The following is a 26,881-nucleotide window of genomic DNA, read 5'->3' on the forward strand; positions in this document are numbered from 1 at the left end:
CTTTCACTTTATCCCCGAAAACAACTCTACCGGGTCGTTGTTATAGAGACTGATTTTAAAACATATTTTTCACCTAAAACCTTAACTTATGGCAAATATTAAACAAACAGTGAAGCTGGGTGTGTTCACCCTCGCAATCATGAATGTAACAGCAGTAGTATCCCTACGTGGACTACCTGCCGAGGCCGTGTACGGAATGAGTTCGGCCTTTTACTATTTATTTGCAGCTATCGTATTCCTTATACCGACGTCACTTGTCGCTGCGGAATTGGCTGCGATGTTCCAGGACAAACAAGGTGGTGTGTTCCGCTGGGTAGGCGAAGCCTATGGTAAGCGGCTCGGTTTCCTTGCCATCTGGGTGCAATGGATTGAAAGTACCATCTGGTACCCCACCGTATTGACATTCGGCGCCGTATCCATCGCCTTCATCGGAATGAACGACGCGCACGATATGTCGTTGGCAAGTAACAAGTACTACACACTCGCCGTAGTGCTCATCATCTATTGGCTCGCCACTTTCATCTCATTGAAAGGTATGGGATGGGTAGGTAAAGTAGCCAAAGTCGGTGGTATGGTTGGTACCATTATCCCGGCAGCCTTGCTGATTATCCTGGGTATCATTTATCTGGCTACAGGCGGACATTCCAATTTGGACTTCCACAGCAGCTTCTTCCCCGATCTGACGAACTTCGACAACGTCGTACTCGCCGCAAGTATTTTCCTCTTTTATGCCGGTATGGAAATGGGCGGTATCCACGTTAAGGATATAGAAAACCCCTCCAAGAATTATCCGAAAGCAGTATTTATCGGTGCAGCTATCACAGTTATCATTTTCGTACTGGGTACTTTCGCACTGGGTGTTATCATTCCGGCCAAAGACATCAGTCTGACACAAAGCTTGCTGGTTGGTTTCGACAATTACTTCAAGTACATCCATGCTTCCTGGTTATCACCGATCATCGCTATTGCTCTTGCATTCGGTGTGCTGGCAGGTGTATTGACTTGGGTTGCCGGTCCGTCCAAAGGTATTTTTGCCGTAGGTAAGGCAGGTTACATGCCCCCGTTCTTCCAGAAGACAAACAAACTGGGTGTACAGAAGAACATCCTGTTCGTACAAGGTGGTGCTGTAACAGTATTGAGCCTCTTGTTCGTAGTAATGCCTTCCGTACAGAGTTTCTATCAGATCCTGTCACAGTTGACAGTAGTTCTTTACCTTATCATGTATATGTTGATGTTTACAGGAGCTATCGTATTGCGTTACAAGATGAAGAAGTTGAACCGTCCGTTCCGTATCGGTAAGGGTGGTAACGGTTTGATGTGGTTCATCGGCGGACTCGGTTTCTGTGGTTCTCTGTTGGCATTCATCCTGAGCTTTATCCCGCCCAGTCAGATTTCAACGGGTAGCAATACAGTTTGGTTCTCCGTATTGATTATCGGTGCCATCGTTGTAGTGGCAGCTCCGTTCATCATCTACGCTTGCAAGAAACCGTCCTGGGTTGACCCGAACACTAATTTCGAGCCTTTCCACTGGGAAGTACAACCCCAAGTTGCTGCATCTGCTGCAACAGCTACGGCAACAGCTACATCTGCTGCCAAAGCAACTACCTCTACAGGAACAACAAGCACAGCTACGGCAACTCCTCATGCAAATCCTACCTCAACCCCCACTGGTACAACAAATAATTCCGGCACACCTAAGTCGTAGGAACATAACCGGAAATCATGGAAATGGGACTGTACATATCACTTGTACAGCCCCATTTTTTATGAAGCTATAATGAAATGGGCCGGATTCAGGGGAAAACTTATGCTTTTGAAAGTAAGGTCATGCCTCGGAGCGGCCTTAAAAAATCCGCTTCATCCGTGCCATCTGCAGATGAAAAGTTAAATTAAAAACTCTGTGTCCTCCGTATCCTCTGTGGTGAAAAGAATCATATTCGCAAAGAAATGAACGAATCATTTTATTCTCCCCCCTGTTTACACTATCTTTGCAAGATAAAAGCAGTTGGTCGGTCTGTCGCTTGCGCTTCGGCGTATGAGGAAAGTCCGGGCAACACAGAGCATCCCACTTCCTAACAGAAAGCTGTCCGCGAGGGTAGAGTAACGTAGAAGAAAATAACCGCCGGTATCCTCCGGGGTATCGGTAAGGGTGAGAAGGTGGGGTAAGAGCCTACCAGTCTTGTGGTGACACAAGGGCTGTGCGTCTTGGGAGTTGTAAGGTCATGTAAACCGACGCTATGAGAGCTGCTCGCTCCATGTCGGAGGGTAGACCGCTAAAGCCTGTATGGTGACATGCGGCTCAGATAAATGACAGACACTTTTCTGAATGAAGAATTATGAATGAACAATGAAGAATTCTCCATGAAGGGAGAGTACAGAACCCGGCTTACAGACTGACTGCTTTTTTTCTTTTTTAATTCTTCATTCTTCATTGATTATGAATAAACGTATTACTGCTCTTTGGAAGTTTCTGACATACGACATCTGGCGTATTACGGAAGACGAAGTCACCAAAACGACTTTCTCCCTCTACAATATAATCAAAACCATCTACCTGTGCATCAACCGCTTCACCAAAGACAGGCTGGTGAACAAAGCTTCCGCGCTGACCTACAGCACCCTGCTTGCCATAGTGCCCATACTTGCCATCCTATTCGCCATAGCACGCGGTTTCGGCTTCTCCAATCTGATGGAAAACCAGGTGAGAATGGGATTCGGAGGCCATAACCAGACCACAGAAGTCATCCTCCAGTTCGTAGATTCCTATCTTTCCGAAACCAAGAGCGGCATATTCATCGGAGTAGGTCTGATCATGTTGTTATGGACGGTTATCAATCTGATCAGCAACATTGAAATTACTTTCAACCGCATCTGGCAAGTAAAGAAAGCACGAAGCATGTACCGTAAAATCACAGACTACTTTTCCATGTTTCTGCTGATGCCTATCCTGATTGTGATTTCGGGTGGTCTTTCCATCTTCATGAGTACGACGTTGAAGTACATTGAGGACTTTGTGCTGCTCGCTCCTATCCTGAAATTTCTAATCCGTCTTATCCCTTTTGCCTTGACATGGTTCATGTTTACGGGACTGTATATCTATATGCCGAACACCAAAGTGAAATTCAAACATGCACTCATTTCGGGCGTCCTTGCAGGAACGGCACATCAGGCATTTCAGTTCCTATATATCAGCGGTCAGTTGTGGGTATCACGTTACAATGCCATTTACGGTAGTTTTGCCGCACTCCCGTTGTTCTTACTGTGGCTGCAAATATCATGGACGATCTGCCTGTTCGGTGCAGAGTTGACGTATGCAGGGCAGAACATACGGAACTTCAGTTTCGATAAGGATACTGAAAACATCAGCCGAAGGTTTCGGGACTTTGTTTCCATCCTTATCATGTCCCTCATTGCCAAAAGATTTGAAGAAGATGCCAAACCATACACCGCCGAAGAGATATCGGAAGAATGCCAAATACCCATCCGGCTGACACACCAGACTCTTTATGAACTACAGGAAATCAATCTGTTGCACGAAGTAATAGATGAGAACAATGATGATATAGGTTTCCAGCCTTCCATGGATATCAACAAAATGAATGTCGCACTCTTATTAGACAGACTCGACACACACGGTTCGGAAGACTTCAAAATAGATAAGGACAAAGAGTTCAGCGAACAATGGAATGTGCTGACTAAAGCGCGGGAAGAATATTACAGAAGCGCAAGCCATGTGCTACTGAAAGACCTTTAATAAGTTGGGAATGGAGAGTTGAGAGTTGCTGTGCTATCATGCTGCACAGCAACTCTCAACTCTCCATTCTCAACTTAATATCTCTCAGTATTTATTGTAAGAAACCACCTTTTCTTTCGGTTTCCTCGCCTTCTTTCTCTTCTCTTTTACAGAATAGCCGATGGTAATTACCAACAGTAAACGTTTGGAAGACGGAATACCGGCCAGCTTCTTAATCTCTTTTTCATCGAACCAACCGAGAATACAGGAGCCTAATCCTTCGCTCTCGGCAGCCAATGTGATATGTGCAGCCGCAATGCCGATATCTACCAACGGGAAATATTTATCCTTAATCTTTGCGCCCAGAAATGAAGTGATATTCATCGACTCCTCCACAACCAGAATATGGACAGGAGCATCTTTGGCAAATTTATTCATACCCAACCCCGCAGTGGCTTTGCCTACTTTAACGGACAGATCCGGATCATTGATTACGACAAACTTCCACGGTTGCGCATTACAAGCCGAAGGTGCCAGTCGGGCAGCTTCCAATATCCGTTCCAGCTTCTCCGGTTCAACGGCACGCGTCATGTCATAAGCGCGGTCACTCTGACGGGAAGCGACTAATTGTAAAAAATCCATTTGATATATGCTTTTACTGCACCACAGATTACGCTGATAAACACAGATTAAAAAGAAAATATTTCTGTGCTATTTGCGTAATCTGTGGCGAACTATTATTTAAACTGTATCATCCGGCTGATATACTTGCCGATAATGTCAAATTCGATATTCACCACACTGTCCACTTTGATATCATGGAAATTGGTGTTTTCGAAAGTATAAGGAATGATAGCTACCTGGAAAGTATCATCCGTCGGGTTACACACCGTCAGACTGACGCCGTTTACCGTTACAGAGCCTTTATCCACAGTGATGTATCCACGCTTTGCCATCTCTTTATTGAAAGCATACCGGAAAGTGAAGTAATAACTTCCGTCGGCATCTTCCACATTAATGCAGGTAGCGGTCTGGTCCACATGTCCCTGTACGATATGCCCGTCGAGGCGGCCGTTCATCATCATGCTGCGTTCCACGTTCACCTTGTCTCCCACTTTCAGAAGTCCGAGATTGGAACGCTCCAGCGTTTCCTTCATGGCCGTAACCGTATAGGAATCATCCGTCATACTGACTACCGTGAGGCATACACCATTGTGAGACACACTCTGGTCTATCTTCAATTCATTCACAAATGAGCACTTGAACGTAAAATGTACGTTCTCTTGTTCTTTTACCAATGCCACGAGAGTGGCGCATTCTTCTACTATTCCGGAAAACATAATTCTATTTACGATTTAATGATTTGTTATTCCTTATTTGGAGAATACAAAGATAATGCAAATCAAGTGCAGAACTTTCATGCTTACATAAAAAAGTTATGCTGGGATGCGGTTTATCTTCCCCAAAGATACGAATTAGATGGAACATAGACATAAAAAAAGAGAGCTTTTCACAAAGCCCTCTTTTTCAGTTTTCAATAGGTATTAGTTTTTTTTTAAGGTAAAAAGATTGTTTTCAGGATAACGGTGCAAATATAGCGGCTTTTCAGGTTACTTACCAAATTTAAAAACATGTCTTATAACATCTTTTTGAAATTTCTTTGGTTTTATTACCAATTATGCAGCCTTTCTACATCCGCAATCGTTTTCAATGGACAAATATATAGCATTTTTCTAACAAACACTAAATTTTAGCTAAAAAAGAGCTTATTTCTTATTGAAAGGGTAATGCTCATCGGTCTTTCCGCTATGTTTTAACACTTTCGCATCGATAAAGAAGACTATTTCCTCGGCAATGTTGGTGATGTGATCGCCAGAACGCTCCAGTTTTCGGAAGACGCTGACAAGGTTCAGGCAAGGAAGGACACTGTCAGGATGTTTGGCAATATAGCCTGCCAAAATGGTAGTGGCTTCAGCATTTATCTCGTCTAGCAGATTATCTTTGGCAAACACAGATGTAGCCAAATCCTGATTTTCATCCTGCAGGGCTTTCTTGGCAAGTTCCAGCATGGAAAGCACCTGTCCCTGCATCTCTTCAAGGCGCAATTGTTTCAGAAGTTCCGGGTCGAGTACCGGCTCCTTACAGTTCAACACGAAACGGGCTATACCTTCGGCAAAGTCACCGAGACGTTCTAGGTTTGTATTGATCTTCAGCATGGCAAGCACAAAGCGCAAGTCGATGGCTACGGGATTGTACAAGGCTATGACATCTTCTACATCACTGTCTATTTTCAGTTCAAGGGCATTCACACGGCGCTCGCGTACCAGCACCTGCTGTGCCAGTTCACGGTCGAAGGTCAGTACCGCCTCCCCTGCTCTGTCGAGCTGGTTATATACTAAGGTCCACATTTCGTCTATCTCTTTTTTTAGTAAGACGAGTTCCGATTCGATAAACTTTACCATGATATTTCTATTTTTAAGTTATTTGTATTAACAAGTTAAAGGGAATACACGATTCTTTTCTGCTTCATGCGATGCAACACTTCACTACCCGAAACGCCCCGTGATATAGTTCTGTGTCTCCACTTTATCGGGGTTCGTGAATATTTTCTTGGTATCGTCAAACTCTACCATTTGCCCCAAGTAGAAGAAAGCCGTCTTATCACTAACGCGCGCAGCCTGCTGCATATTGTGCGTGACAATAACTATTGTATATTGCTCCTTCAGCTCGTGAATAAGCTCTTCCACTTTGGCGGTAGAGATAGGATCGAGCGCAGAAGCCGGCTCGTCCATCAACAATACGGAGGGAGACACAGCCATGGCGCGGGCTATGCAAAGCCGTTGCTGCTGTCCGCCGGAAAGGGCGTAAGCAGAGACTTTGAGTTTGTCCTTCACTTCGTCCCACAATGCCGCTCCCTTCAGAGATTCTTCCACCCGCTGACGAATAAACCCGCTATCCGTCACGCCATTTACCCGAAGGCCATACGCCACATTTTCGAAGATACTTTTCGGAAAAGGATTAGGCCGCTGGAATACCATGCCTACTTTCTTGCGAAGTTCATCCACCTGGACATCTTTTCCATAAATATCTTTTCCATCAATAAGGATTTCACCCGTCAGGCGGGTATGGGGGATAAGATCGTTCATACGGTTGAACAGGCGCAGGAAAGTGGACTTACCGCATCCCGAAGGACCGATAAAGGCGACTACCGAACGCTCCTCTATTGACATACTGATACCTTTCAAAGCATGGAAGTCTCCATACCAGAAGTTGACGTTATTTGCTTCTATTTTACCAATCATTTTGTTTACTGTTTTATTCCTGTCAGTTCATCTTTACTTTTCTCTCGAAATACTTCCGCAGGGCATTCGCCAAAAGATTCACCAGGAGAATGATTACTATTAAGACCAAAGCGGTGCCATAAGCCAACGGAAGCTGGGCTTCCATATCCGTGCCACTGGTAGAGATAACATACAAATGATAAGGCAAAGCCATACACTGGTCCAATATACTTGCGGGCAGTTGCGGAAGGAAATATGCGGCACAAGTGAACAAAATCGGCGCAGTCTCACCCGAAACACGTCCCAATGCAAGAATGAGCCCGGTTATCACATTGGGCATCGCCATCGGCAGGACAACGTGCCAGATGGTTTGCAACTTAGTGGCTCCCAAAGCCCGGCTTCCCTCGCGCAATGTGTCGGGAATGGCTTTCAACGCTTCCTCGGTAGTACGGATTACCAAAGGCACGCAAAGCAATCCTAAAGTAAGCGAACCGGCAAGGATGCTGTCGCCGAAGCCCATATAATTAACGAACAGAGCCATGCCGAAAAGACCGAAAACAATGGAAGGTATGCCGCTCAGGTTGTTGGTCATCATACGGATAAGGCGGACAATCCAACCCTTAGGGGCATATTCATTCATATAAATGCCACTCATCACTCCCACCGGAAAAGCAAACAAGGCGCTACCTATCATCAGATAGAACGTACCGACTATGGCAGGCATAATACCACCCGCCGTCATTCCGTCCGTCGGGGCGGTAGTCAGGAACTCCCAGTTGATAACTCCTATACCTTTATATATAATGAAACCGAGGATGGCAAAGAGTATCCCTACCACCGTCAGACTCAGCAAACGGAAAGTTCCGAATGCAATGCGTTGCGAAAGATGTTTCCTATCTATCATACTCATTTTCCTTTCTCTGCGAAACACTATCTTTTTCTGGCCGATACCGCTTCTACCGTGAAGTTTATCAGCAAGCTAATAAAGAACAATACCACACCCAGCAGGAACAAAGCCTCATAATGTGCCCCTCCGGCAGGCGCTTCTCCCAGTTCGGCGGCAATCGTGGCAGGAATGGTACGCAAAGGTTCCAGAATGGTATGCGGTATGACTGCCGCATTACCTGTCACCATCAGCACAGCCATTGTTTCGCCAATGGCACGCCCGATGCCCAGCACTACACCGGAAGTGATGCCCGACACGGAATACGGTATCACTACCTTATATATAGTCTGCCATTGCGATGCTCCCAACGCCAGGCTGGCTTCGCGCATGGCACGGGGACAATTACGCATGGCATCTTCCGTCACAGTGATAATGGTGGGCAATGCCATTATGGCAAGCACGATGCTTCCTGCCAGTCCACTTTCGCCAACCGGCAAGTCGAATATTTTCTGTATGAGTGGCACAATGACTATCAGCCCGAAGAATCCGTAAACCACCGACGGAATACCGCTCAACAATTCTATAATGGGCTTCAGCAAATTGCGTATCTTCGGATTTGCCACTTCGGACATATAGATAGCTACTGAAAGCCCGAATGGAAGCGCTATCAGAATGGCGAACAGACTCACCCACAACGTACCCGTTATCAATGGCAAAAAACCGAATTGTGCAGCGGGTGTGGCGGTCGGAAACCATTCCGCCCCGGCAAAGACATCTTTCACCGAGATGGTATTGTCGCGCAGCAGATGCACGGAGTCTTGCCGGACAATGAACTGCTGCGGCACAAAGGCAATAATGCCCGGCGTGCACTCCACCAATTCCGTTATCTTCGCTCCGGCATGTTCATAAGCAGGCCCCAATTCTTCCTCAGTGTAATACTCGGTGATATCTTCCAAACGGAAAAGCCGGATAGGCATGTCCTGCCCTCCGACTTCATTCCAGTTCGTTATCTCCTCATCGAAAACATCTTTTATCTGAGCCGGTGTCAACTCACTTACCTTATTATCTTTATTCAACGCCAGCACATACCCTTCTTCAATCACCCGGCTGTTGAACAATCCCAACGCCTCGGAAAAAAGGAACAGGATAATGAGCACAATGGTGATGCTTGTTACAAACCCGCTACAAGCCAACAATCCTTCTACTATTTTCTCAAAAAGCTTCTTCATAAATGCCTATTGAAATTCTGTATGCAAAGAAACAGGGACGATGTTAAGAGAGTGTGACTAACGTTTGAAAGAAATGTTTCAAACATATTACAAATGTGTTACAACATCCGAAAACACAGCCCCCGTAATAAGATTGTAATATCCGATTGCTTTCTTTGCAAAGAATAAACAAGAAGAGTACCTGTTTGGTTATAGTATTACTTACTTTTTTGATGATAAATAAGAAACTATATTTTGAATATAATAAAAACAATTTTTGATGATAATGAAAACACTAAGCATCATCCTGTTTCTGGCATTGGCTGCGAGCAGCATACAGGCGCAACGCATCAAAGGCAGTGACACCGTATTGCCCATAGCGCAGCAGACTGCCGAAAGATTCATGGCACTCACCCCCGAAGCCCGCGTCACTGTGACAGGGGGCGGCACCGGTGTGGGTATTTCAGCATTGCTTGACGGCACAACGGACATCGCCATGGCATCACGTCCCATCAAATTCAGCGAAAAGATGAAGGTAAAGTCCGCAGGCAAGGAAGTGGAAGAAGTAATCGTTGCTTACGATGCACTGGCCGTCGTGGTACATCCTTCCAATCCCGTAAAGCAACTGACACGCCAACAACTGGAAGACATCTTCCGGGGAAAAATAACGAACTGGAAACAGGTGGGCGGAGACGACCGCAAAATCGTGGTATATTCCCGCGAAACATCGTCGGGGACTTATGAGTTTTTCAAGGAAAGCGTCCTCAAGAATAAGAATTACATGAGCAGTAGCCTTTCCATGCCTGCCACGGGCGCCATCATCCAGTCTGTCAGCCAGACGCGAGGAGCGATAGGATACGTAGGACTGGCCTACCTGTCCCCCCGAGTTAAATCAATCTCCGTTTCTTACGACGGAAAGCACTATGCACCGCCCAGCATGGAGAGTGCCACGGACAAGAGTTACCCTATCGTGCGCCCTCTATACTATTATTATAACAAGGAAAACTCCGAACAAGTAGCGCCCCTTGTCAATTTCATACTTTCACCCGCCGGTCAGGAAATCATTAAAAAGAGTGGATATATTCCGGTGAAATAAGGATAAACGAAAAAATTGTCTTACTTTTGTAGCTTGATTTTTTAGAATATATACATACCATTATGGCAGATATTAAGAGCGAAGAAGTAGGTGAAAAAAAGAGCCTCAACTTCATTGAACAAATTGTTGAGAAAGATTTGAAAGAGGGTAAGAACGGTGGTAAGGTGCAGACACGTTTCCCGCCGGAACCCAACGGATACCTCCACATCGGACATGCCAAGGCTATTTGCCTTGATTTCGGTATTGCAGCCGACCACAACGGCATCTGCAATCTGCGTTTCGACGACACCAATCCGACCAAAGAAGATGTGGAATACGTAGAAGCCATCAAGGAAGATATCCAGTGGCTGGGTTACCAGTGGGGTAATGAATACTACGCATCCGATTACTTCCAGCAATTGTGGGATTTTGCCATCCGCCTCATCGAAGAAGGGAAAGCATATATTGACGAGCAGACTTCCGAACAGATAGCACAGCAGAAAGGCACTCCTACCCAGCCGGGTGTGGAAAGCCCTTATCGCAACCGTCCGATAGCGGAAAGCCTCGACCTGTTCAAGAAAATGAATACAGGTGAAATAGCAGAAGGCGCTATGGTGCTCCGTGCCAAGATTGACATGGCGAACCCGAATATGCACTTCCGCGACCCCATCATCTACCGTGTAGTGAATCATCCGCATCACCGTACAGGCACCACGTGGAAAGCATACCCGATGTATGACTTCGCCCACGGACAGAGTGATTACTTTGAAGGTGTGACGCACTCTCTCTGTACGCTGGAGTTCGTTCCCCATCGTCCGCTTTACGATCTTTTTGTGGACTGGGTAAAAGAAGGCAAAGACCTGAATGACAACCGTCCTCATCAGTACGAGTTCAACAAACTGAACCTCAGCTATACATTGATGAGCAAACGTAACCTGCTGATTCTGGTGAAAGAAAAACTGGTAAACGGATGGGATGATCCCCGTATGCCGACTATTTGCGGTTTCCGCCGTCGCGGATACTCGCCCGAGTCCATCCATAAGTTTATCGACAAAATCGGATATACCACTTACGATGCGCTCAACGAGTTCGCCCTGCTGGAAAGCGCTTTACGCGAAGACCTCAACACACGTGCAACCCGCATATCAGCCGTAATCAATCCGGTGAAACTGGTAATCACCAACTATCCCGAAGGACAAGTGGAAGAACTGGAAGCCGTAAACAACCCGGAGAAACCGGAAGAAGGCAGCCACTTCATCGAGTTCAGCCGCGAATTGTGGATGGAGCGTGAAGACTTCATGGAAGACGCCCCGAAGAAATATTTCCGTATGACACCGGGACAGGAAGTGCGCCTGAAGAACGCTTACATCGTGAAGTGTACCGGATGCAAGAAAAACGAAGCCGGAGAAGTGGTGGAAGTATATTGTGAATACGACGCGAATACCAAGAGCGGCATGCCCGAAGCAAACCGTAAAGTTAAAGGTACCCTGCACTGGGTCAGCTGCGACCATTGCCTCGAAGCCGAAGTACGCCTCTACGACCGCCTGTGGAAAGTGGAGAATCCGCGCGACGAACTTGCCACCATCCGCGAAGCCAAGAATTGCGATGCCCTGGAAGCTATGAAAGACATCATTAATCCGGACTCGCTACATATATTGCCCCATTGCTACATCGAAAAGTATGCCGCTGGCATGAAACCGCTTACTTACTTGCAGTTCCAGCGCATCGGTTACTTCAATGTAGACCCGGACTCCACACCTGAAAAGATGGTATTCAACCGCACTGTGGGACTGAAAGATACCTGGGGTAAAATCAACAAATAAAGTAAGGACTATAGGAGTAAACTATTAAATGACTAATAAAAACCTGCTGTCCGGCAGAGATAAAGAACTGCAAGAACTTGCCGAACAATATGAAGTGGCCATGTCTGAGAATAAACCGTTCTATCAGGACGCAGACGACTTGGCCGACCTTGCCGATTGGTATGGTACGAAAAAGAACTTTGATAAGGCTTTTGAGATAGCAGAATATGGCTTAAAGCTACATCCCGACAATACGGGACTGTTGATTGAATATGCCTACCTGTTTCTGGATAGCGGAAAAAGAGCAAAGGCACGCGAAATCATCGAGAACCTCCCCGAAACCTATTCGGCGGAAGCTAAGGTGGTGCGTGCCCATTTACTGTTGAGCGAAGGCCAATTGGATGATGCCGAAAAATTACTCGACACGATTGAAGACAAAGAAGATTTGGCAAACGTGGTCGATGTATCTTATATGTATCTCGATATGGGCTATCCGGACAAAGCTCTGGAATGGCTTGAGCCGGTAAAGAAGGAATATGCTGACGAGGAAGCCTACATTGCCGTAGTAGCCGATTGCTATTATGGCAAAGGTATGACAGAAGAAGCTATTCCTATGTACAACCAGCTGATAGACAAAAATCCATACTCGGCTTCCTACTGGTTCGGTCTGGCAAGATGCTACTTTGAAGAACATAAGTTCGACCAGGCCATCGACGCCTGTGACTATGCATTGGTAAGTGATGATGAATTTGCAGATGCCTACGTTATGAAAGGCCATTGCTTCTACCAACTGGGTAATGAAGAGGCAGCACTGGAGTATTACCAGAAAGCCCAGCAACTGCACGTACTTGAACCGGAATTTGTCTATAGCTTTATGGGACTATGTAAAATATCCCAAGGCAAATGGGACGAAGGTTACGAGCAGTTGGAAAAAGCAATCCAGGTAAATGAGTCGGAAGACGCGTCCTCTCCTCTCCTGCCCAACTTATACGCCAATGCAGGACTTTGCCTTTCCAAAATGGGAAAGAAACGCAAAGCGCACCAATACTGTAAGAAAGCCCAGAAGCTGGAGCCTAAAGACCCGGAGGCTTATCTGATTGAAGGACGTATCTACGTTGAAGAAGGAGATTATAATAAGGGAATAAAGCAATGGGCGAAAGCGTTGGATTGCGCCCCTTACGCCGATACCTGGAATGAGATAGGCATGCATAGCCTGGAAATCGGATACCTGGATTATGCCAAAGTAGCCTTTGAGCGTGTTTGCGAACTGGAACCGGAATTTGAAGGTATCAATGAAAGGCTGACCATTCTCTACATGACTCTGCATGATAAAGAGAACTTCATAAAGTACAACCAGAAATGCGTTCGTCCGTTCGACTTGAAAGAGTTGAAAAAAATGCAGGCACTAATGGAGAGCGATAACCAGGAAGAACTGGCAACTTATATGCAAGATATCATAAAAGCTTTACAATAAACAAATGAGGCTGTGCCATCGTTTGCCCGCACATAGCGCAGCATTTTGACACAGCCTCATTAATATATATTACTTCTTTACTTTGCACTACGTGTAGAAAGTTTTTCAAGGAAATATACCAGAAAGAAACCTACTACCATCAGCACCACAGCTTCAAGAATATACTGATTAGGCAGAATATTCGCCTCAACCAACGGTTTCACTATTCCATGACTATCCGTAAAAGTCTCAATTGTTTCCTTCCAAGGCCATACTTTATTAAGAGAACCCAGCATAAAACCTGTCAGCACCGCCAATGTGATATTGCGGAAATTCTTCAATGCATACGAAAGAACGCGTGAGAAAGAGGTTATTCCGATACAGGCACCTGCAAAGAATACCAGCAACACCGTTATGTCAAGCGTCTTGACAGCCTCCATGATAAAGAAATACTTTCCTAAAAGCACCAGGATAAAACTGCCCGATATGCCCGGCAGAATCATAGCGCAAATAGCAATCGCCCCACAAAGGAAAATAAACAATAAATTAGAGGGAGTCTCAGCAGGAGTCGCCACCGTAATGTAATAAGCCACCGCCACGCCAATGATAAAAGCCGGAATCGTTTTCTTGTTCCATTCCTTTATATCTTTCCCCACAAACCATGTGGAAGCCAGCACCAGCCCGAAGAAAAATGCCCAAACCATCACAGGATGATCCATGAGCAACCATGTGATAATCTTAGCCAACGAAAACACACTGAGAGCAATTCCCAACAGAATGGAAATCAAGAAATTGCCGTTAACCGCTTTCCAGAATGCACCCCATTTACCTGTAAAAAACAACTTCAAACTGTTCCCGTTTATGCTTTTTATTGAGTCTATCAGTTCATCATAAATTCCCACAATAAAAGCAATTGTCCCCCCCGATACTCCGGGAACTACATCGGCTGCTCCCATTCCCACACCTTTTAGCATGAGTAGGGCGTAGTCTTTTAAACCTCGTTCCATTTTTTCTTTCTCTGTTTAACCTATTAATACTTGATTTTCACAGCACAAAGTAAAACAAAAAAAGTCAGTTACCCACCATATAAACCAATAAAAAACATTGAGATTCGAAGCAAGCACCCCATTCATATAAAAGGCAAACGGCGTGCAATAGTCTCACGACCTTTGCACACCGCCATTTTTATTTATCTAAAAATCTGAGATTGTTATTTCTTCACAGCTTCTATCGCTTTGTCATAGTCCGGTTCCTGAGTAATTTCGGGTACCAGTTCGGTATACATCACTTTTCCATCTTTACCGATAATGACTACTGCACGTGTAAGCAAACCACCCAACGGACCGTCCGCCATACGTACACCATAGCTTTCATCGAAATCCGAGAAACGGAAATCAGACAAAGGAATCACATTTTCAATTCCTTCCGTCGTACAGAAACGCGCATGGGCAAATGGCAAGTCTTTGGAAATCGCCAATACCACGGTATCAGGCAGACTCGCTGCCAGCTTGTTGAACTTGCGCACAGAGGTTGCACAAACGCTGGTATCCAGACTCGGGAAGATATTCAATATCACATTCTTCCCTTTCAAATCTTTCAAGAAAAAAGAAGAAAGGTCAGTTTTTACTAACTCAAAATCAGGAGCAACTGTCCCTGTTTTTATAAATTCGCCGATAATCTTAACCGGCTGTCCTTTAAATTTTGTTGTAGCCATAGTTTTCTTGTTTTATATATTCATACAACAAACGAACCATTAGAAAAGTTCGCCCAAAAACTTTTCCTATCGCAAATTGTTAGTCTCCTAAACAAAATAACAATAACCCAATTAAAACTTTATTTGCATGAAAACTTTATTTGACGAACTTCAATGCGAAGTAAAAAACTGGTGGATGTCTCTCTTGCTCGGTATGCTCTATGTGGTAGTTGCCATAAGCCTGATGTTTGCCCCACTCAGCGGTTACGCTGTTTTAAGTGTTCTGTTCAGCATATCCATGTTGTTCAGCGGTTTGCTTGAAATTTCTTTTGCGGTGAGCAACCGTAAGAATGTTTCCAGCTGGGGCTGGTATCTGGCAGGGGGTATCATCGACATGATATTCGTTTTTTATCTGATAGCCTATCCGTTGCTGAGCATGGAAGTCATTCCCTTCATCATTGCATTCTGGCTGATGTTCCGTGGCTTCTCTTCTATTGGCTATGCTATGGATTTAAAAAGATACGGTACAAGAGACTGGGGATGGTATATCGCTCTCGGCATATTGGCGGTGATTTGCTCATTCATCATCCTGTGGCAACCGGCAATAGGCGCCCTCTATGCTGTATATATGATTTCGTTCGCATTTCTGATTATCGGAACCTTCCGCATCATGCTGTCATTTGAATTGAAGAGCCTGCATAAACGAGGAAAAATGAGAAAGGAAAAAAGTGAAGAAGGAGGAAAAGAAATACCGGTAGAATAATCTATATTCCGCAGCCCAGAGAAACGAGTTGACAAGTTCCTGCTATCAGGCACTTCTGTCAACTCGTTTTCCCATTAGTTAGATCTTAGGAAACGAAACATAGTGGTGCGTGATACACCCATCTGACGAGCCAGTTCCGAACAAGAAACACCACGCTGCGCGTCTCTTTTCAATCGTCTTTTATTCTCACGAAGCACTCGCATGGCAGGGCAAGTCCCTTTTCTGCGTCCCAACTTGACACCTTCTTTCTTTCGTCTTGCCAACGCTTCTTTAGTCCGCATGGAAATCAGATTACGTTCTATCTCCGCCATCAATCCGAATGCGAACCCCAGAACTTTACTGTTAATGTCATTTTGGAATACATACCCTTCTTTAGTACTGTACAGGATAACATTTTTCTTAATGCATGAATTCAAAATTGTCATGATTTCCAGCATCGTACGGCTCAATCTTGAAATTTCCGTCACAATCAGCGTATCCCCTTTTTGCATCCGGTTCAATACGCCTGCCAACTTTCGTTCCTTACTGCTCACTTTGCCGCTCACCGTCTCAGTGTACCACTTGTCAATCATTAACTCATTCTTCTCTGCAAAGCGCAGAATTTCCTCACGTTGATTTGCCAGAAACTGTTTTTCTGTACTTACTCTTAAATAAGCTACTACCATAATTTGATTTTTTAATAGGTTTAACGGCGCCAAAGAACAGCAATAACAACGAAAAATCACAGTATCATTAAGCAATGAAATACAGTTAGTTCGCTCTCTTTACCCCTTTTATTTTACATCAGTTATTTCGCAGATAGCAAAGCAAATTATGCAGGAATACGTATTCCGCCCCAACAGCTGGTCATAAAAAGGAACAAGAAAAATCTTCTTTCTTTTTCATTAAATGATTTTCCCTTTTCAGCTTCCGCAAGCCCGGATTTTAAGCCATAAAAGAGATCGGATACGGACTGACGAAGGCGGAATACAGGAGACGAATCTGAAAGAACCTTTGACTTCACAAAAGCTTCAGTTAGCTAGTTATCAGCGCATTGCATTTACCGACCATTTACCGCAGGATGTAAAAGCATTTACCACAGGATGTAACGACATTTACCTCCTATTGTAACGCTCTTTACCTCCTATTGTAACGAGTGTTACCTCGGTGTGTAAATGAAGTTACCCTATGGGGTGAAGGAAATCTCCATGAGAGGAAAACCGTCCATCCCCCGTAAGATTTCAATTTCACACTTACTATTCAACGTCATTTATAAATAATGCAAGTCAGGAGTTGAAATTAGCTCCTGATTATTAGGTTATGAATCTGTTTCAACTCCTGATTCGCATTAACAAGCGAAGATAAGCGGCACTCCGGCATAAAAAAATGAATAGATTCATTTCGTTCTACTCTTCGTTTACATTATCTTTGTAGTCAGTTTTATAACAAGAATATAAATTCATAATAAAAAAACAAAGAAATTATGGCAATGCATACATGGTTTGAGTGCAAGATCCGTTATGAAAAAGTAATGGAGAATGGAATGAATAAGAAAGTAACAGAACCTTATCTGGTTGATGCACTCAGCTTTACTGAGGCAGAAGCGCGTATCATTGAAGAAATGACTCCGTTTATCTCAGGAGAATTTACAGTATCCGACATCAAACGTGCCAATTACAGCGAGCTATTCCCCAGCGAAGAAGAAGCAGCTGACCGTTGGTTTAAGTGCAAACTGGTTTTCATCACTCTGGATGAGAAAAGCGGTGCTGAAAAGAAAACATCCACTCAGGTATTGGTACAGGCTGCCGACCTGCGCGATGCAGTCAAAAAACTGGATGAAGGCATGAAAGGAACGATGGCTGACTATCAAATCGCATCCGTTGCCGAAACAGCCATTATGGATGTGTATCCATATAGCGCCGAGCCTAACGATAAACCTGAAGTTTAACAAATTAACTCAACTCTCGCAAACTCAAGTTTCCGGGTTGACAAGGAAGTTAGAGACAAGTTGACAAGGGCGAATGTTAGTCCCATTTGCCATACAAGTGGATTATTTAAGGACTATCTCCCTTGTCAACTGAAGCCTTGTCAGCTAATAAGTTGAGCACTTGCGAAACTTAAATGAATTAATTATGAATATTGCAGAGAATCTTCAACAGGTGCTGGGTGAGTTACCTACGGGGGTACGATTGGTAGCAGTTTCAAAATTCCATCCCAACGAGGCGATAGAAGAAGCCTACCGCGCCGGACAACGAGTGTTCGGAGAAAGCAAGGTGCAGGAAATGACTGCCAAATATGAAAGCCTTCCTAAAGACATCGAATGGCACTTTATCGGGCATCTGCAAACAAACAAAATTAAATATATTGTTCCCTACGTATCCCTTATCCACGGAATCGACTCCTATAAACTTCTGACCGAAGTCAACAAACAAGCGGCTAAAGCCGGAAAGGTAGTCAACTGCCTGTTGCAACTGCACATCGCAGAAGAAGAGACTAAATTTGGTTTCAGTTTCGACGAGTGCCGGGAAATGCTGGCAGACGGAGAGTGGAAAACTCTCAGTAACATACAATTATGTGGTCTGATGGGTATGGCAACAAATACGGATGACAATGAACAAATAGAGAAAGAATTTTGTTCATTAAGTAGCTTCTTCAAAGAAGTAAAAGACACATGGTTTGCTGATACGGAAGCTTTCCGGGAATTGTCAATGGGAATGTCCCACGACTATCATCAAGCTATTGCTGCCGGGAGCAGCCTGATACGTGTAGGCAGCAAAATTTTTGGAGACAGAATTTATTAATTGATCATTCAATAAACATTATCACCATGGCAACATTAAAAACTACTTTTGCCGGGTTAGAATTAAGAAACCCGATTATCGTCAGCAGTTCTGGCTTGACTGACAGTGCTGAGAAGAATCAGAAATTTTACGAGGCCGGTGTCGGCGCCATTGTCCTCAAATCTCTTTTTGAAGAGCAAATCATGTTGGAAGCCGACTGGTTGGGAGACCCGAATATGTACCCCGAAGGCAGTGATTATCTGGTAGAATACATCCGCCAACACAAACTGTCGGAATATCTGGAACTGATAAAAGAAACTAAAAAGGTATGCCCTATTCCTGTGATTGCCAGCATCAATTGCTATCAGGATGCCGAATGGGTAGACTTTGCCAAACAAATGGAGGCAGCAGGAGCTGATGCCATAGAAATCAATATCCTGGCCCTACAGACGGATGTTCAATACAATTACGGTTCATTTGAACAGCGGCATATCGACATTCTCAGCCATATCAAGAAAACAGTGAGTATCCCTGTTATCATGAAGTTAGGCGACAACCTGACTAACCCTATCGCCTTGATAGACCAGTTGTATGCCAACGGAGCAGCCGCAGTCGTACTGTTCAACCGTTTCTACCAGCCGGACATTGATATCGAGAAGATGAAACAAATTTCAGGAAACGTATTCAGCACTGGAGCCGATTTGGCAAAAACCTTACGTTGGATAGGCATTGCTTCCGCAGCTGTGAATAAACTGGATTATGCAGCATCGGGCGGCATTCATTCTCCCGAAAGCGTCATAAAAGCAATCCTTGCAGGAGCCTCGGCAGTAGAAATCTGTAGTGCATTCTATCAGAACAGCTACGCCCTTGTAGGAGAATATACACGTTTCATCAATTTATGGATGGACCGCAAGGGCATGAAAACAATCTCTCAATTCAAGGGAATGTTGAATGTAAGTGATTTGAACGGTGTAAACACCTTCGAACGCACACAATTCATGAAGTATTTCTCCAGCAGAAAATAAACGGGAACTACACAACATTCATTATAATAATGCCCCGTAACATATCGTTAGTACATCTAACATATTGTTACGGGGCATTATATTTTATCGTGGTTCCGTCAATCCGGAACCTCTAATTTTGTATTATTCCGCTTTCTTATCCAATGCTTCGAAGCATGAATTCTTACTGATAAATTCAGGAACAATATCCTTCATAGCTGATACAATCTTCATTTGGTCGTAAGTGTAGCTAACCTCTATCAACTTTTGGATACGTTCTTTCACCTCATCATAATCGTACTCGCGCACCGTGGCAATCATGATTTTCTCATGATATGTCGGCTTCGTCAATTCCTTCACGTTAAGCAGTTCTTCATACAACTTCTCACCATGACGCAGACCGGTAAACTCAATCTTCACATCCGTGCGTCCGGAAAGGCTGATCATACGTTTAGCAAGATCTACAATCTTCACAGGTTTGCCCATATCAAAGATATAAATCTCCCCTCCGTTACCCATACTTCCGGCTTCAAGCACCAGACGACAAGCTTCGGGAATAGTCATGAAATAACGGATTATTTCGGGATGTGTCACGGTCACCGGACCACCACGCTGTATCTGGTCGCGGAAGCGGGGTATCACCGAACCGTTAGAACCCAATACGTTACCAAAACGTGTCGTAATGAATTGCGTCACATGCCCACCCTCTTTCTGTAACTTCTTGGCCAAAGACTGCACATAGATTTCACAGATACGTTTGGAACATCCCATCACATTCGTCGGGTTCACAGCCTTATCGGTAGAAATCATCACAAATTTCTCAGCACCATACTTCACTGCCAAATCTGCCAGCGTACGGGTTCCAAACACGTTTATCTGGATAGATTCGGAAACGTTATCCTCCATCATCGGCACATGCTTGTAAGCAGCCGCATGGAAAATATACTGCGGTTGATATTCCTTAAATATGCCTTCCATACGTGTAGCATTGGAAATATCCGCGATAATGGTTTCCGCATCAATATCTCGCCAACGGTCTTGCAATTCCAGACGAATATCATGCAACGGAGTCTCTGCCTGGTCTATCAGAATCAGTTTATAAGGATTGAAAGAAGCCACCTGGCGCATAATCTCGCTACCGATAGAACCGGCAGCACCGGTAATCATCACCCGTTTTCCTTCCAGGTGGGAAGCTACCTTATGAATATCTATTTCGATAGGATTACGTTGCAGCAGGTCCTCTATCTGAATTTCTTTCAGCTGAGTGCGGTTCAGAGTCTGACCATTCCACTCACTCAAAGGAGGGGCAGTCATCATTTTTATGTTATTTGCCAGAAGGCGGTCAGCCAAACCAGACTTTTTCAGTTCCTCCATCTTGGCAGGAGAAATGATAATGGTATGCACGTCACGATCGCTCAACACGTCAATCAACGACTCATCATTAGGGAATACCTTCACACCCATCATTACCTTATTGATCAATTCCGGCTCATCGGCAATGAACCCCCGCAAACGATAATGATTGCGCAAGTTCACCCGCAATGCTTTAGCTATATTTACCCCAGCCTCTTTAGCACCATAAATAAAGACATTAGCACTATGACTTCCATCAAAGTTCAACAGTTCATAAAACATCTTCACTACGATACGCGAACAAGACATCATGGCAAAACTGATGATATACGCCATAAACAGCACGCTTACAGGTGCCAGCCGGATATCCATATAACTTGCCAGAAGCACACTTGAAATCATTAACAGCGCATAAGATACTGTCAATGAAACGAAGATACGCATGATATCTATAAACGAAGAAAAGCGCAGCACATTGGAATATGTGCGGAAAATACGAAAGAAGATTAAGTTGACAATGACTGTCCACACAATCGTTTTATCAATGGTAGAGGATTCCAGGAAAATACTCCGAAAATCATACCGAAGTGCATAAGCCAACAGGCTGGATACTACGATTATCAGTACATCAATCAACAGAATAGTCCAAATCGGCAATACCTTCGATGAAAGGTACCGATGAATAATTTTATGTTTCATTTCGTTTGACAGTTTTGTTTTTAGGCGAGGCAAAGATACATTATTTTCATCAATTAGGACAAGAAAAAGATAAAAATGTGTGATAAAATTAAATGGTGGTAAAGTTAAGGTTATAACTTTACCACCATATCTACTGTCTATCAAGCTCTGTTACATCAAATTACTTGCCAATTCACTTAACTGGCTGCGTTCTCCTTTTAACAAATTCACGTGTGCAAAAAGGTTCTGATCTTTCATACGGTCAATCATGTAAACCAAACCATTGGACTGACTATCCAGATAGGGTTGGTCAATTTGCTGGATATCACCGGTAAATATCATTTTGGTTCCTTCTCCAGCGCGTGTAATGATGGTCTTTATTTCATGCGGAGTCAAATTTTGCGCTTCATCAATGATGCAATAAGTCTCACTCAGACTACGTCCGCGGATGAAAGCCAGCGCTTCAATCACCAACTGGTCACTTTTCTGCATATCATCCAGACGCTTCACTTCTGTAGAATTTGTGGCAAACTGATGCTTAATGACATTCAGATTGTCGAACAAAGGCTGCATATAAGGAGCGACTTTTTCTTTAGCATCACCCGGCAGAAAACCGATATCCTTATTAGATAAAGCAACAATAGGACGCGCCAATAAAATCTGCTTGTAATCGTTCATCTGACTAAGCGCGGCAGCCAAAGCCAACAACGTCTTTCCGGTACCGGCTTTACCCGTCAAGGCAACCAATTTTATATTAGGGTCATTCAACACCTCAAAAGCAAAACTTTGCTCGGCATTCCTCGGTTCGATACCGTAATTCTTCGTTTTATTCACCCGGCAAATCGTATGCGTGAAAGGGTTGTTGCGAGCCAGAACACTGTTCCGGTCACTCTTCAGGACAAAGCATTCATTCGGATGAATAATATCCTTGAAATCAAACTCATTGATATCCAGTCCTTCCCTGGAAGAGTAAATCCTGTCTATCAAGGAAGGGTCAATCCCTTCGAATATCTCATTCGATTTCTCGAAGATATCCGCATTTATCACTTTGTCATTGATGTAATCTTCGCAAAGCAGACCGATGGAACGTGCTTTCATACGAAGGTTTACATCTTTCGTCACCAAAATGGTCTTCATTGCCTTCTTTTCACGCGTCAGCCAATCAACCACCGACAGAATCAGATGATCCGGAATACGTTCCGGGAAAGACGCATGCACATCCGGAGCATCCACAACTCCCGCTACCACAAACAGACGCCCCAAGCCTTCGCCTAAAGAAGCGCCTTTACTAAAAAGATTGTCATCGGTTATTAAATCGAGTTCGCGGAGAAATTCACGGGCGTTGAAGTTAATCTGTTCATTCCCTTTCTTGAATTTGTCCAATTCTTCAAGAACCACGATGGGGAGATAAATGTCGTTTTCCTGAAAGTTTTTAAGACAGTTATAATCATGAAGGATTACGTTGGTATCAATCACAAAATTTTTCTTTGCTCCCATACTCATTAGATTTAAATTGTTGATATATTTGCCTCCAAAGAAAAGACAAGCTGCACCTCTGCATAAAAAATGAATAAGTTCATTTCATTCTGCTCCCAGTTTGCATTATCTTTGCAGCTTCTAAGATAGGAATTAAAAAGAGAGAATGGTTTGCTTTCTCGTTAAATATTTAAAAAGATGGATTATCAGAACACTTTATTATACTTATATAACAGTGTCCCCATGTTCCAGCAGGTGGGGAGTTCAGCGTATAAGGAAGGATTGGAGAACACACAAGCTTTAGACGAACATTTCGGACATCCGCACCGGAACTTCCACAGCATCCATGTAGGGGGGACAAACGGAAAAGGATCATGTTCACACACGCTTGCCGCAATCTTACAGGAAGCGGGATACAGAGTGGGATTATATACTTCTCCGCATCTCGTGGATTTTCGCGAACGTATCCGTGTAAACGGACAAGTTATTCCGGAAGAGTACGTGGTCCGGTTTGTAGAAGAAGAACGGGACTTTTTCGAGCCCTTGCATCCCTCTTTCTTCGAACTGACCACTGCGATGGCATTTCGTTATTTCTCCGATCAGCAAGTAGATGTAGCCGTTATCGAGGTAGGTCTTGGCGGAAGACTGGACTGCACCAACATCATACAGCCGGATTTATGCATCATCACCAATATTAGTTTCGACCACACACAATTCCTGGGAGATACGCTGGAAAAGATAGCAGGAGAAAAAGCCGGCATCATAAAAAGCGGAATACCTGTAATAATCGGAGAAACAACTCCCGAAACAAAGCCTGTATTCACGAAAAAGGCTCATGAAACCGGCGCTCCCATTCTCTTCGCGGAAGAGAACCAGGGGGATGATTATCCCGGATTAGAATGTGAATTGAAAGGACTATATCAGACTAAAAATACCCGTACCTTGCTTACGGCTATCCCGCAATTGCAAAAAGCAGGATACAAACTGAGCGAACAGGCTGTCCGCAGTGGTTTCGCACACGTCTGCGAACTGACCGGACTGATGGGACGCTGGCAAAAATTACAAGATGCCCCTACCCTGATATGTGATACAGGACACAACGTGGGAGGTATCACTTACATAACGGTACAACTGAAACAACAGTCTTACCGGAAACTACACATGGTCATAGGTATGGTGAATGACAAAGACATCCGTGGTGTGCTGGCACTGTTACCCGAAGATGCCGAATACTACTTCACGAAAGCCAGCGTGAAACGCGCATTGCCCGAACAAGAACTTGCCCGGCTTGCCGCCGAAGCCGGATTGCAGGGAGATTGTTACCCGGACGTTCCCTCCGCCGTGCGCGCCGCACAAGAAAAAAGCCTCCCGGAAGACTTCATCTTCGTGGGAGGCAGTAGCTTTATTGTTGCCGACCTGTTAGCGAACCGCGATACACTCAATCTCCACTAACGCGTCCTTCGGCAAAGCCTTTACGGCCACAGCCGAACGGGCCGGGAAATCACCATCAAAATAGGTGGCATATACCTTATTCATATCTGCAAACAACGACATATCCTCCAGGAAAACTGTGGTCTTAACGATATTTGCCATCGTCAGTCCCGCTTCTCCCAGGATATGTTTGATGTTCTCCAACGACTGGCGGGCTTGTGCTTCAGCACCTTCCGCCATCTTTCCGGTGGCCGCATCAATAGGCAACTGACCGGATACGAATATCATTCCATTCGCTTCAATTGCTTGACTGTAAGGGCCAATAGCTCCCGGTGCTTTCTGGCTGCAAATTACTTTTTTCATTCCGATATAGTTTTAGTATTCAACAATTTATGATTTATTCTAAAAAAAATCCAGTATTATATGCAGTATTCTGAAAGTCCGTGCATTTACCTTATAGGATTATACACAAAAGAAATTCACTTATACCTGTTTTAAAACCTAGACTTAGCTAATTCTTTTTTGACACGGGAGTTTCCCGACAGAGGCTCGGCTTGTGAAAGCCGAGCCTTTTTTATCTTATTTGCAATGTTTCTCAATCAAAGCATCTACATTCGGGTCACCCAGTTCTTTTGCTTTTGCAAAGCTGGCGCACGCCTCTTTATTCCGCTTCAACTGCAATTGGGCAACGCCTATCAAGCGGTAAGCCTCCGCATAGTCAGGATCAATCTCCAAAGCACCTTTCAAAACGTTAATAGCCTCTTCATGCCTGCCGACACGGATATTCACTACTGCAAGTTCCGAACGGTAAGTCAATTCTTTCGGGTTGAGTTCAATAGCCTTTGCTATATCATCCAGCGCACGCTGGAACTGCTTTGCCTGGAAAGATGCCTGTTCGCGATAGTAATAGAATACATCATTTACATTACCACGCACTGCTTTATAATATTCATCATAGTCAAGCATCGCGCCGCGTGCCTGTCCCGCATTCATACGCATCTGAGCGCGTTCCAGCAAATAGGGTGCATTTTCTTCCGTGAACGGTTGTACACAACGTGCTATACAGCTGTCCATCAGTGCCAGTATTTCTTCCGGAGCCGCTTCCATCAGCTCTTTCGTCTTGGCTGCGCTAAAGTAAGTAGCCGGAGAAACAAGGTTAGTCGTATTAACCTTTTCATAGCTGGCTAAAGCTGCCGCATAGTCTTTCTTTGCAAACTGGATATCACCCTCCAACTGAATATATATCGGCAGTTCTTCAACTGCCATTGCCTTGCGGACTTCTTCCAAAGCCTTGTCATACGTCCAATCTTTATAGACCGTCTCAGGATTAGTCAACCGGTAGTTATAAATCAGTTTGGCACGATTAAAGTACGCATCATCTTTCTTTTGTGTCACTTCAAGCGCTTTATCCATATCAGCAGCTACTTTATCCATTGAAGCCGCTTCCTTCGACAAGAACATCTGGTTGTTCGCACGGCGAAGGTATCCGTCAGCACTGTTAGGATATTGAGCTATAAAATCATTCAGCAACTCAGCATATTTCTCAGGAGTAAGTTGTGAAGAAGCCATATAAAGGAATACCAGTGCCTGCTCCTCCGTATCAGGCAATCCCTTCTTAATTCCGATGCTTGATAAAGTATGGTCGTTGAATGAGAGAGGTTTTATCTTCTGCTCCATCACATAATCAGCGCCTACAGCATAACAAATGGTAGCCGTATCCTTACCGGAAGATTTCTGAGCCAGACCAAACACCTGTCCGTCAGCAGTCATAACAGGACAGCTCACCATCTTGTCTTTCAGACGCATATCAAGTGTATAATAGTGGAAATTCCCTTCTATCTTAGAGTCTTCTTTCACCTGTCCGGCAGTATAAGAACGGTCTTTCTGCGTAGAATAAGGCAACAGATAAACACTTGCTCCAACAGCCGGAGCCGTGGCAGATACAACCAGTGCAGGAACTTTCTTTCCGGAAATCGCTACACGGAACTTAACAACATCGTACATATCGTTTGCCCCCAGAATCACATCCACAGGCATTTGTGTCCCTTCCGAATTGATAACGACCGCACGTTGAGCACCTTTAAACAATCCGTAATCAGACAAGGCAATTCCATCTTCGGTCACGAAAAATCCGTTTCCCGTATTTAGAATTTTATCATTCTCATCGTACGTAACCACCGAGAAAACGGCACGCTTGGCTTTTTCCACCCATTTGGGTGCTTGAGCTACACTCCACTGAGCCAGCAAACAGAGGACGAGCGTCAACAATAAGTTCTTTTTCATATC

23 protein-coding genes and 1 other RNA gene are annotated in these 26,881 nt (G+C 44.4%); 11 read left to right on the plus strand and 13 right to left on the minus strand.

Annotation, left to right across the window (positions count from 1 at the left end):
- The first annotated feature begins 88 nt into the window (after positions 1-88).
- The 3 genes from gadC to BUC01_RS17280 all read left to right on the plus strand — a co-directional run bounded on the left by gadC (position 89) and on the right by BUC01_RS17280 (position 3,754).
- On the plus strand, positions 89-1,705 hold the full coding sequence (gene gadC, locus BUC01_RS17270; RefSeq protein WP_073314344.1) for a glutamine/gamma-aminobutyrate antiporter GadC: 1,617 nt from the start codon (positions 89-91) through the stop codon (positions 1,703-1,705).
- Positions 1,706-2,001: 296 nt separating this feature from the next.
- Positions 2,002-2,405, plus strand: an RNA gene (gene rnpB, locus BUC01_RS17275) — RNase P RNA component class A.
- A 32-nt stretch (positions 2,406-2,437) separates the two neighbouring features.
- A complete protein-coding gene (locus BUC01_RS17280; protein WP_025831199.1) occupies positions 2,438-3,754 on the plus strand; it encodes a YihY/virulence factor BrkB family protein in 1,317 nt (438 codons plus the stop codon).
- An 84-nt stretch (positions 3,755-3,838) separates the two neighbouring features.
- On the opposite strand, the gene BUC01_RS17285 is transcribed toward BUC01_RS17280, so the two are convergent.
- The 6 genes from BUC01_RS17285 to pstC all read right to left on the minus strand — a co-directional run bounded on the left by BUC01_RS17285 (position 3,839) and on the right by pstC (position 9,129).
- Positions 3,839-4,375: a nitroreductase family protein gene (locus tag BUC01_RS17285; RefSeq protein WP_025831198.1), complete on the minus strand. Its 537-nt coding sequence runs from the start codon at positions 4,373-4,375 to the stop codon at positions 3,839-3,841.
- A 95-nt stretch (positions 4,376-4,470) separates the two neighbouring features.
- The gene (locus tag BUC01_RS17290) at positions 4,471-5,073 is read right to left on the minus strand and encodes a riboflavin synthase (protein WP_073314346.1); all 603 of its coding nucleotides are present in this window, start codon (positions 5,071-5,073) and stop codon (positions 4,471-4,473) included.
- 426 nt (positions 5,074-5,499) lie between these two features.
- Positions 5,500-6,195, minus strand: a complete 696-nt coding sequence (phoU, locus tag BUC01_RS17295) for a phosphate signaling complex protein PhoU (RefSeq protein ID WP_025831197.1) — start codon at positions 6,193-6,195, stop codon at positions 5,500-5,502.
- 84 nt (positions 6,196-6,279) lie between these two features.
- Positions 6,280-7,035, minus strand: coding sequence for a phosphate ABC transporter ATP-binding protein PstB (gene pstB / locus BUC01_RS17300; RefSeq protein WP_025831196.1), 756 nt, complete (start codon positions 7,033-7,035; stop codon positions 6,280-6,282).
- A 22-nt stretch (positions 7,036-7,057) separates the two neighbouring features.
- Positions 7,058-7,918 (minus strand): phosphate ABC transporter permease PstA, encoded by an 861-nt coding sequence (pstA, locus tag BUC01_RS17305; RefSeq protein ID WP_034524153.1) that lies wholly within the window; start codon positions 7,916-7,918, stop codon positions 7,058-7,060.
- A gap of 26 nt (positions 7,919-7,944) precedes the next feature.
- The gene (pstC, locus tag BUC01_RS17310; RefSeq protein WP_025831194.1) at positions 7,945-9,129 is read right to left on the minus strand and encodes a phosphate ABC transporter permease subunit PstC; all 1,185 of its coding nucleotides are present in this window, start codon (positions 9,127-9,129) and stop codon (positions 7,945-7,947) included.
- Positions 9,130-9,394: 265 nt separating this feature from the next.
- Between pstC and BUC01_RS17315 the strand changes: the two genes are divergently transcribed.
- From BUC01_RS17315 to BUC01_RS17325, 3 genes are all read left to right on the plus strand, one after another.
- Entirely contained in the window at positions 9,395-10,204 is an 810-nt protein-coding gene (locus tag BUC01_RS17315) for a PstS family phosphate ABC transporter substrate-binding protein (protein WP_025831193.1), read from the plus strand.
- A 62-nt stretch (positions 10,205-10,266) separates the two neighbouring features.
- Entirely contained in the window at positions 10,267-12,006 is a 1,740-nt protein-coding gene (locus BUC01_RS17320; protein WP_025831192.1) for a glutamine--tRNA ligase/YqeY domain fusion protein, read from the plus strand.
- 28 nt (positions 12,007-12,034) lie between these two features.
- The gene (locus tag BUC01_RS17325; RefSeq protein ID WP_073314348.1) at positions 12,035-13,459 is read left to right on the plus strand and encodes a tetratricopeptide repeat protein; all 1,425 of its coding nucleotides are present in this window, start codon (positions 12,035-12,037) and stop codon (positions 13,457-13,459) included.
- A 77-nt stretch (positions 13,460-13,536) separates the two neighbouring features.
- Here the strand turns inward: BUC01_RS17325 and BUC01_RS17330 are convergent, their stop codons facing one another.
- Positions 13,537-14,445, minus strand: coding sequence for a DUF368 domain-containing protein (locus BUC01_RS17330; RefSeq protein ID WP_025831191.1), 909 nt, complete (start codon positions 14,443-14,445; stop codon positions 13,537-13,539).
- A gap of 203 nt (positions 14,446-14,648) precedes the next feature.
- A complete protein-coding gene (gene tpx, locus BUC01_RS17335; protein WP_025831190.1) occupies positions 14,649-15,152 on the minus strand; it encodes a thiol peroxidase in 504 nt (167 codons plus the stop codon).
- Between the two features lie 127 nt (positions 15,153-15,279).
- Here tpx and BUC01_RS17340 point away from each other — a divergent pair, with 127 nt between their 5' ends.
- Positions 15,280-15,894, plus strand: coding sequence for an HdeD family acid-resistance protein (locus BUC01_RS17340; protein ID WP_025831189.1), 615 nt, complete (start codon positions 15,280-15,282; stop codon positions 15,892-15,894).
- A 74-nt stretch (positions 15,895-15,968) separates the two neighbouring features.
- On the opposite strand, the gene BUC01_RS17345 is transcribed toward BUC01_RS17340, so the two are convergent.
- Positions 15,969-16,562 (minus strand): master DNA invertase Mpi family serine-type recombinase, encoded by a 594-nt coding sequence (locus BUC01_RS17345; RefSeq protein WP_025831188.1) that lies wholly within the window; start codon positions 16,560-16,562, stop codon positions 15,969-15,971.
- A gap of 794 nt (positions 16,563-17,356) precedes the next feature.
- On the opposite strand from BUC01_RS17345, the gene BUC01_RS17355 reads away from it, so the two are divergent.
- The 3 genes from BUC01_RS17355 to BUC01_RS17365 all read left to right on the plus strand — a co-directional run bounded on the left by BUC01_RS17355 (position 17,357) and on the right by BUC01_RS17365 (position 19,678).
- Positions 17,357-17,821, plus strand: coding sequence for a DUF4494 domain-containing protein (locus BUC01_RS17355; RefSeq protein WP_025831186.1), 465 nt, complete (start codon positions 17,357-17,359; stop codon positions 17,819-17,821).
- 184 nt (positions 17,822-18,005) lie between these two features.
- On the plus strand, positions 18,006-18,674 hold the full coding sequence (locus BUC01_RS17360) for a YggS family pyridoxal phosphate-dependent enzyme (RefSeq protein WP_073314350.1): 669 nt from the start codon (positions 18,006-18,008) through the stop codon (positions 18,672-18,674).
- Between the two features lie 26 nt (positions 18,675-18,700).
- Entirely contained in the window at positions 18,701-19,678 is a 978-nt protein-coding gene (locus tag BUC01_RS17365; protein ID WP_025831184.1) for a dihydroorotate dehydrogenase-like protein, read from the plus strand.
- A gap of 123 nt (positions 19,679-19,801) precedes the next feature.
- Here BUC01_RS17365 and BUC01_RS17370 read toward each other — a convergent pair whose 3' ends face one another.
- Both BUC01_RS17370 and BUC01_RS17375 read right to left on the minus strand, forming a co-directional pair.
- On the minus strand, positions 19,802-21,709 hold the full coding sequence (locus BUC01_RS17370; protein WP_073314352.1) for a polysaccharide biosynthesis protein: 1,908 nt from the start codon (positions 21,707-21,709) through the stop codon (positions 19,802-19,804).
- Between the two features lie 150 nt (positions 21,710-21,859).
- Positions 21,860-23,185 carry a PhoH family protein gene (locus BUC01_RS17375; protein WP_025831183.1) on the minus strand — a complete coding sequence of 442 codons (1,326 nt, stop codon included), beginning with the start codon at positions 23,183-23,185 and terminating at the stop codon, positions 21,860-21,862.
- Positions 23,186-23,362: 177 nt separating this feature from the next.
- Between BUC01_RS17375 and BUC01_RS17380 the strand changes: the two genes are divergently transcribed.
- Positions 23,363-24,616: a bifunctional folylpolyglutamate synthase/dihydrofolate synthase gene (locus tag BUC01_RS17380; RefSeq protein WP_073314354.1), complete on the plus strand. Its 1,254-nt coding sequence runs from the start codon at positions 23,363-23,365 to the stop codon at positions 24,614-24,616.
- Here the strand turns inward: BUC01_RS17380 and BUC01_RS17385 are convergent.
- Together BUC01_RS17385 and BUC01_RS17390 are read right to left on the minus strand one after the other, a co-directional pair.
- The gene (locus BUC01_RS17385) at positions 24,584-24,958 is read right to left on the minus strand and encodes a RidA family protein (RefSeq protein ID WP_009132222.1); all 375 of its coding nucleotides are present in this window, start codon (positions 24,956-24,958) and stop codon (positions 24,584-24,586) included. The two genes, BUC01_RS17380 and BUC01_RS17385, sit on opposite strands and share 33 nt — an antisense overlap.
- 216 nt (positions 24,959-25,174) lie before the next feature.
- Positions 25,175-26,878 (minus strand): serine protease, encoded by a 1,704-nt coding sequence (locus BUC01_RS17390; protein ID WP_073314356.1) that lies wholly within the window; start codon positions 26,876-26,878, stop codon positions 25,175-25,177.
- Positions 26,879-26,881: the final 3 nt, after the last annotated feature.

Source organism: Bacteroides stercorirosoris (genome assembly GCF_900142015.1).
Taxonomy (GTDB): Bacteria; Bacteroidota; Bacteroidia; order Bacteroidales; family Bacteroidaceae; genus Bacteroides; species Bacteroides stercorirosoris.

Bases quoted from the DNA above. Each gene is read 5' to 3' on its own strand.
- BUC01_RS17330 (WP_025831191.1), bottom strand. From the start codon at position 14,445: ATGGAACGAGGTTTAAAAGACTACGCCCTACTCATGCTAAAAGGTGTG.
- BUC01_RS17390 (WP_073314356.1), bottom strand. From the start codon at position 26,878: ATGAAAAAGAACTTATTGTTGACGCTCGTCCTCTGTTTGCTGGCTCAG.
- BUC01_RS17385 (WP_009132222.1), bottom strand. From the start codon at position 24,958: ATGAAAAAAGTAATTTGCAGCCAGAAAGCACCGGGAGCTATTGGCCCT.
- tpx (WP_025831190.1), bottom strand. From the start codon at position 15,152: ATGGCTACAACAAAATTTAAAGGACAGCCGGTTAAGATTATCGGCGAA.
- BUC01_RS17375 (WP_025831183.1), bottom strand. From the start codon at position 23,185: ATGGGAGCAAAGAAAAATTTTGTGATTGATACCAACGTAATCCTTCAT.
- BUC01_RS17340 (WP_025831189.1), top strand. From the start codon at position 15,280: ATGAAAACTTTATTTGACGAACTTCAATGCGAAGTAAAAAACTGGTGG.
- pstB (WP_025831196.1), bottom strand. From the start codon at position 7,035: ATGATTGGTAAAATAGAAGCAAATAACGTCAACTTCTGGTATGGAGAC.
- BUC01_RS17380 (WP_073314354.1), top strand. From the start codon at position 23,363: ATGGATTATCAGAACACTTTATTATACTTATATAACAGTGTCCCCATG.
- BUC01_RS17355 (WP_025831186.1), top strand. From the start codon at position 17,357: ATGGCAATGCATACATGGTTTGAGTGCAAGATCCGTTATGAAAAAGTA.
- BUC01_RS17325 (WP_073314348.1), top strand. From the start codon at position 12,035: ATGACTAATAAAAACCTGCTGTCCGGCAGAGATAAAGAACTGCAAGAA.
- BUC01_RS17280 (WP_025831199.1), top strand. From the start codon at position 2,438: ATGAATAAACGTATTACTGCTCTTTGGAAGTTTCTGACATACGACATC.
- BUC01_RS17365 (WP_025831184.1), top strand. From the start codon at position 18,701: ATGGCAACATTAAAAACTACTTTTGCCGGGTTAGAATTAAGAAACCCG.
- gadC (WP_073314344.1), top strand. From the start codon at position 89: ATGGCAAATATTAAACAAACAGTGAAGCTGGGTGTGTTCACCCTCGCA.
- BUC01_RS17370 (WP_073314352.1), bottom strand. From the start codon at position 21,709: ATGAAACATAAAATTATTCATCGGTACCTTTCATCGAAGGTATTGCCG.
- phoU (WP_025831197.1), bottom strand. From the start codon at position 6,195: ATGGTAAAGTTTATCGAATCGGAACTCGTCTTACTAAAAAAAGAGATA.
- BUC01_RS17360 (WP_073314350.1), top strand. From the start codon at position 18,006: ATGAATATTGCAGAGAATCTTCAACAGGTGCTGGGTGAGTTACCTACG.
- pstA (WP_034524153.1), bottom strand. From the start codon at position 7,918: ATGATAGATAGGAAACATCTTTCGCAACGCATTGCATTCGGAACTTTC.
- pstC (WP_025831194.1), bottom strand. From the start codon at position 9,129: ATGAAGAAGCTTTTTGAGAAAATAGTAGAAGGATTGTTGGCTTGTAGC.
- BUC01_RS17290 (WP_073314346.1), bottom strand. From the start codon at position 5,073: ATGTTTTCCGGAATAGTAGAAGAATGCGCCACTCTCGTGGCATTGGTA.
- BUC01_RS17315 (WP_025831193.1), top strand. From the start codon at position 9,395: ATGAAAACACTAAGCATCATCCTGTTTCTGGCATTGGCTGCGAGCAGC.
- BUC01_RS17320 (WP_025831192.1), top strand. From the start codon at position 10,267: ATGGCAGATATTAAGAGCGAAGAAGTAGGTGAAAAAAAGAGCCTCAAC.
- BUC01_RS17285 (WP_025831198.1), bottom strand. From the start codon at position 4,375: ATGGATTTTTTACAATTAGTCGCTTCCCGTCAGAGTGACCGCGCTTAT.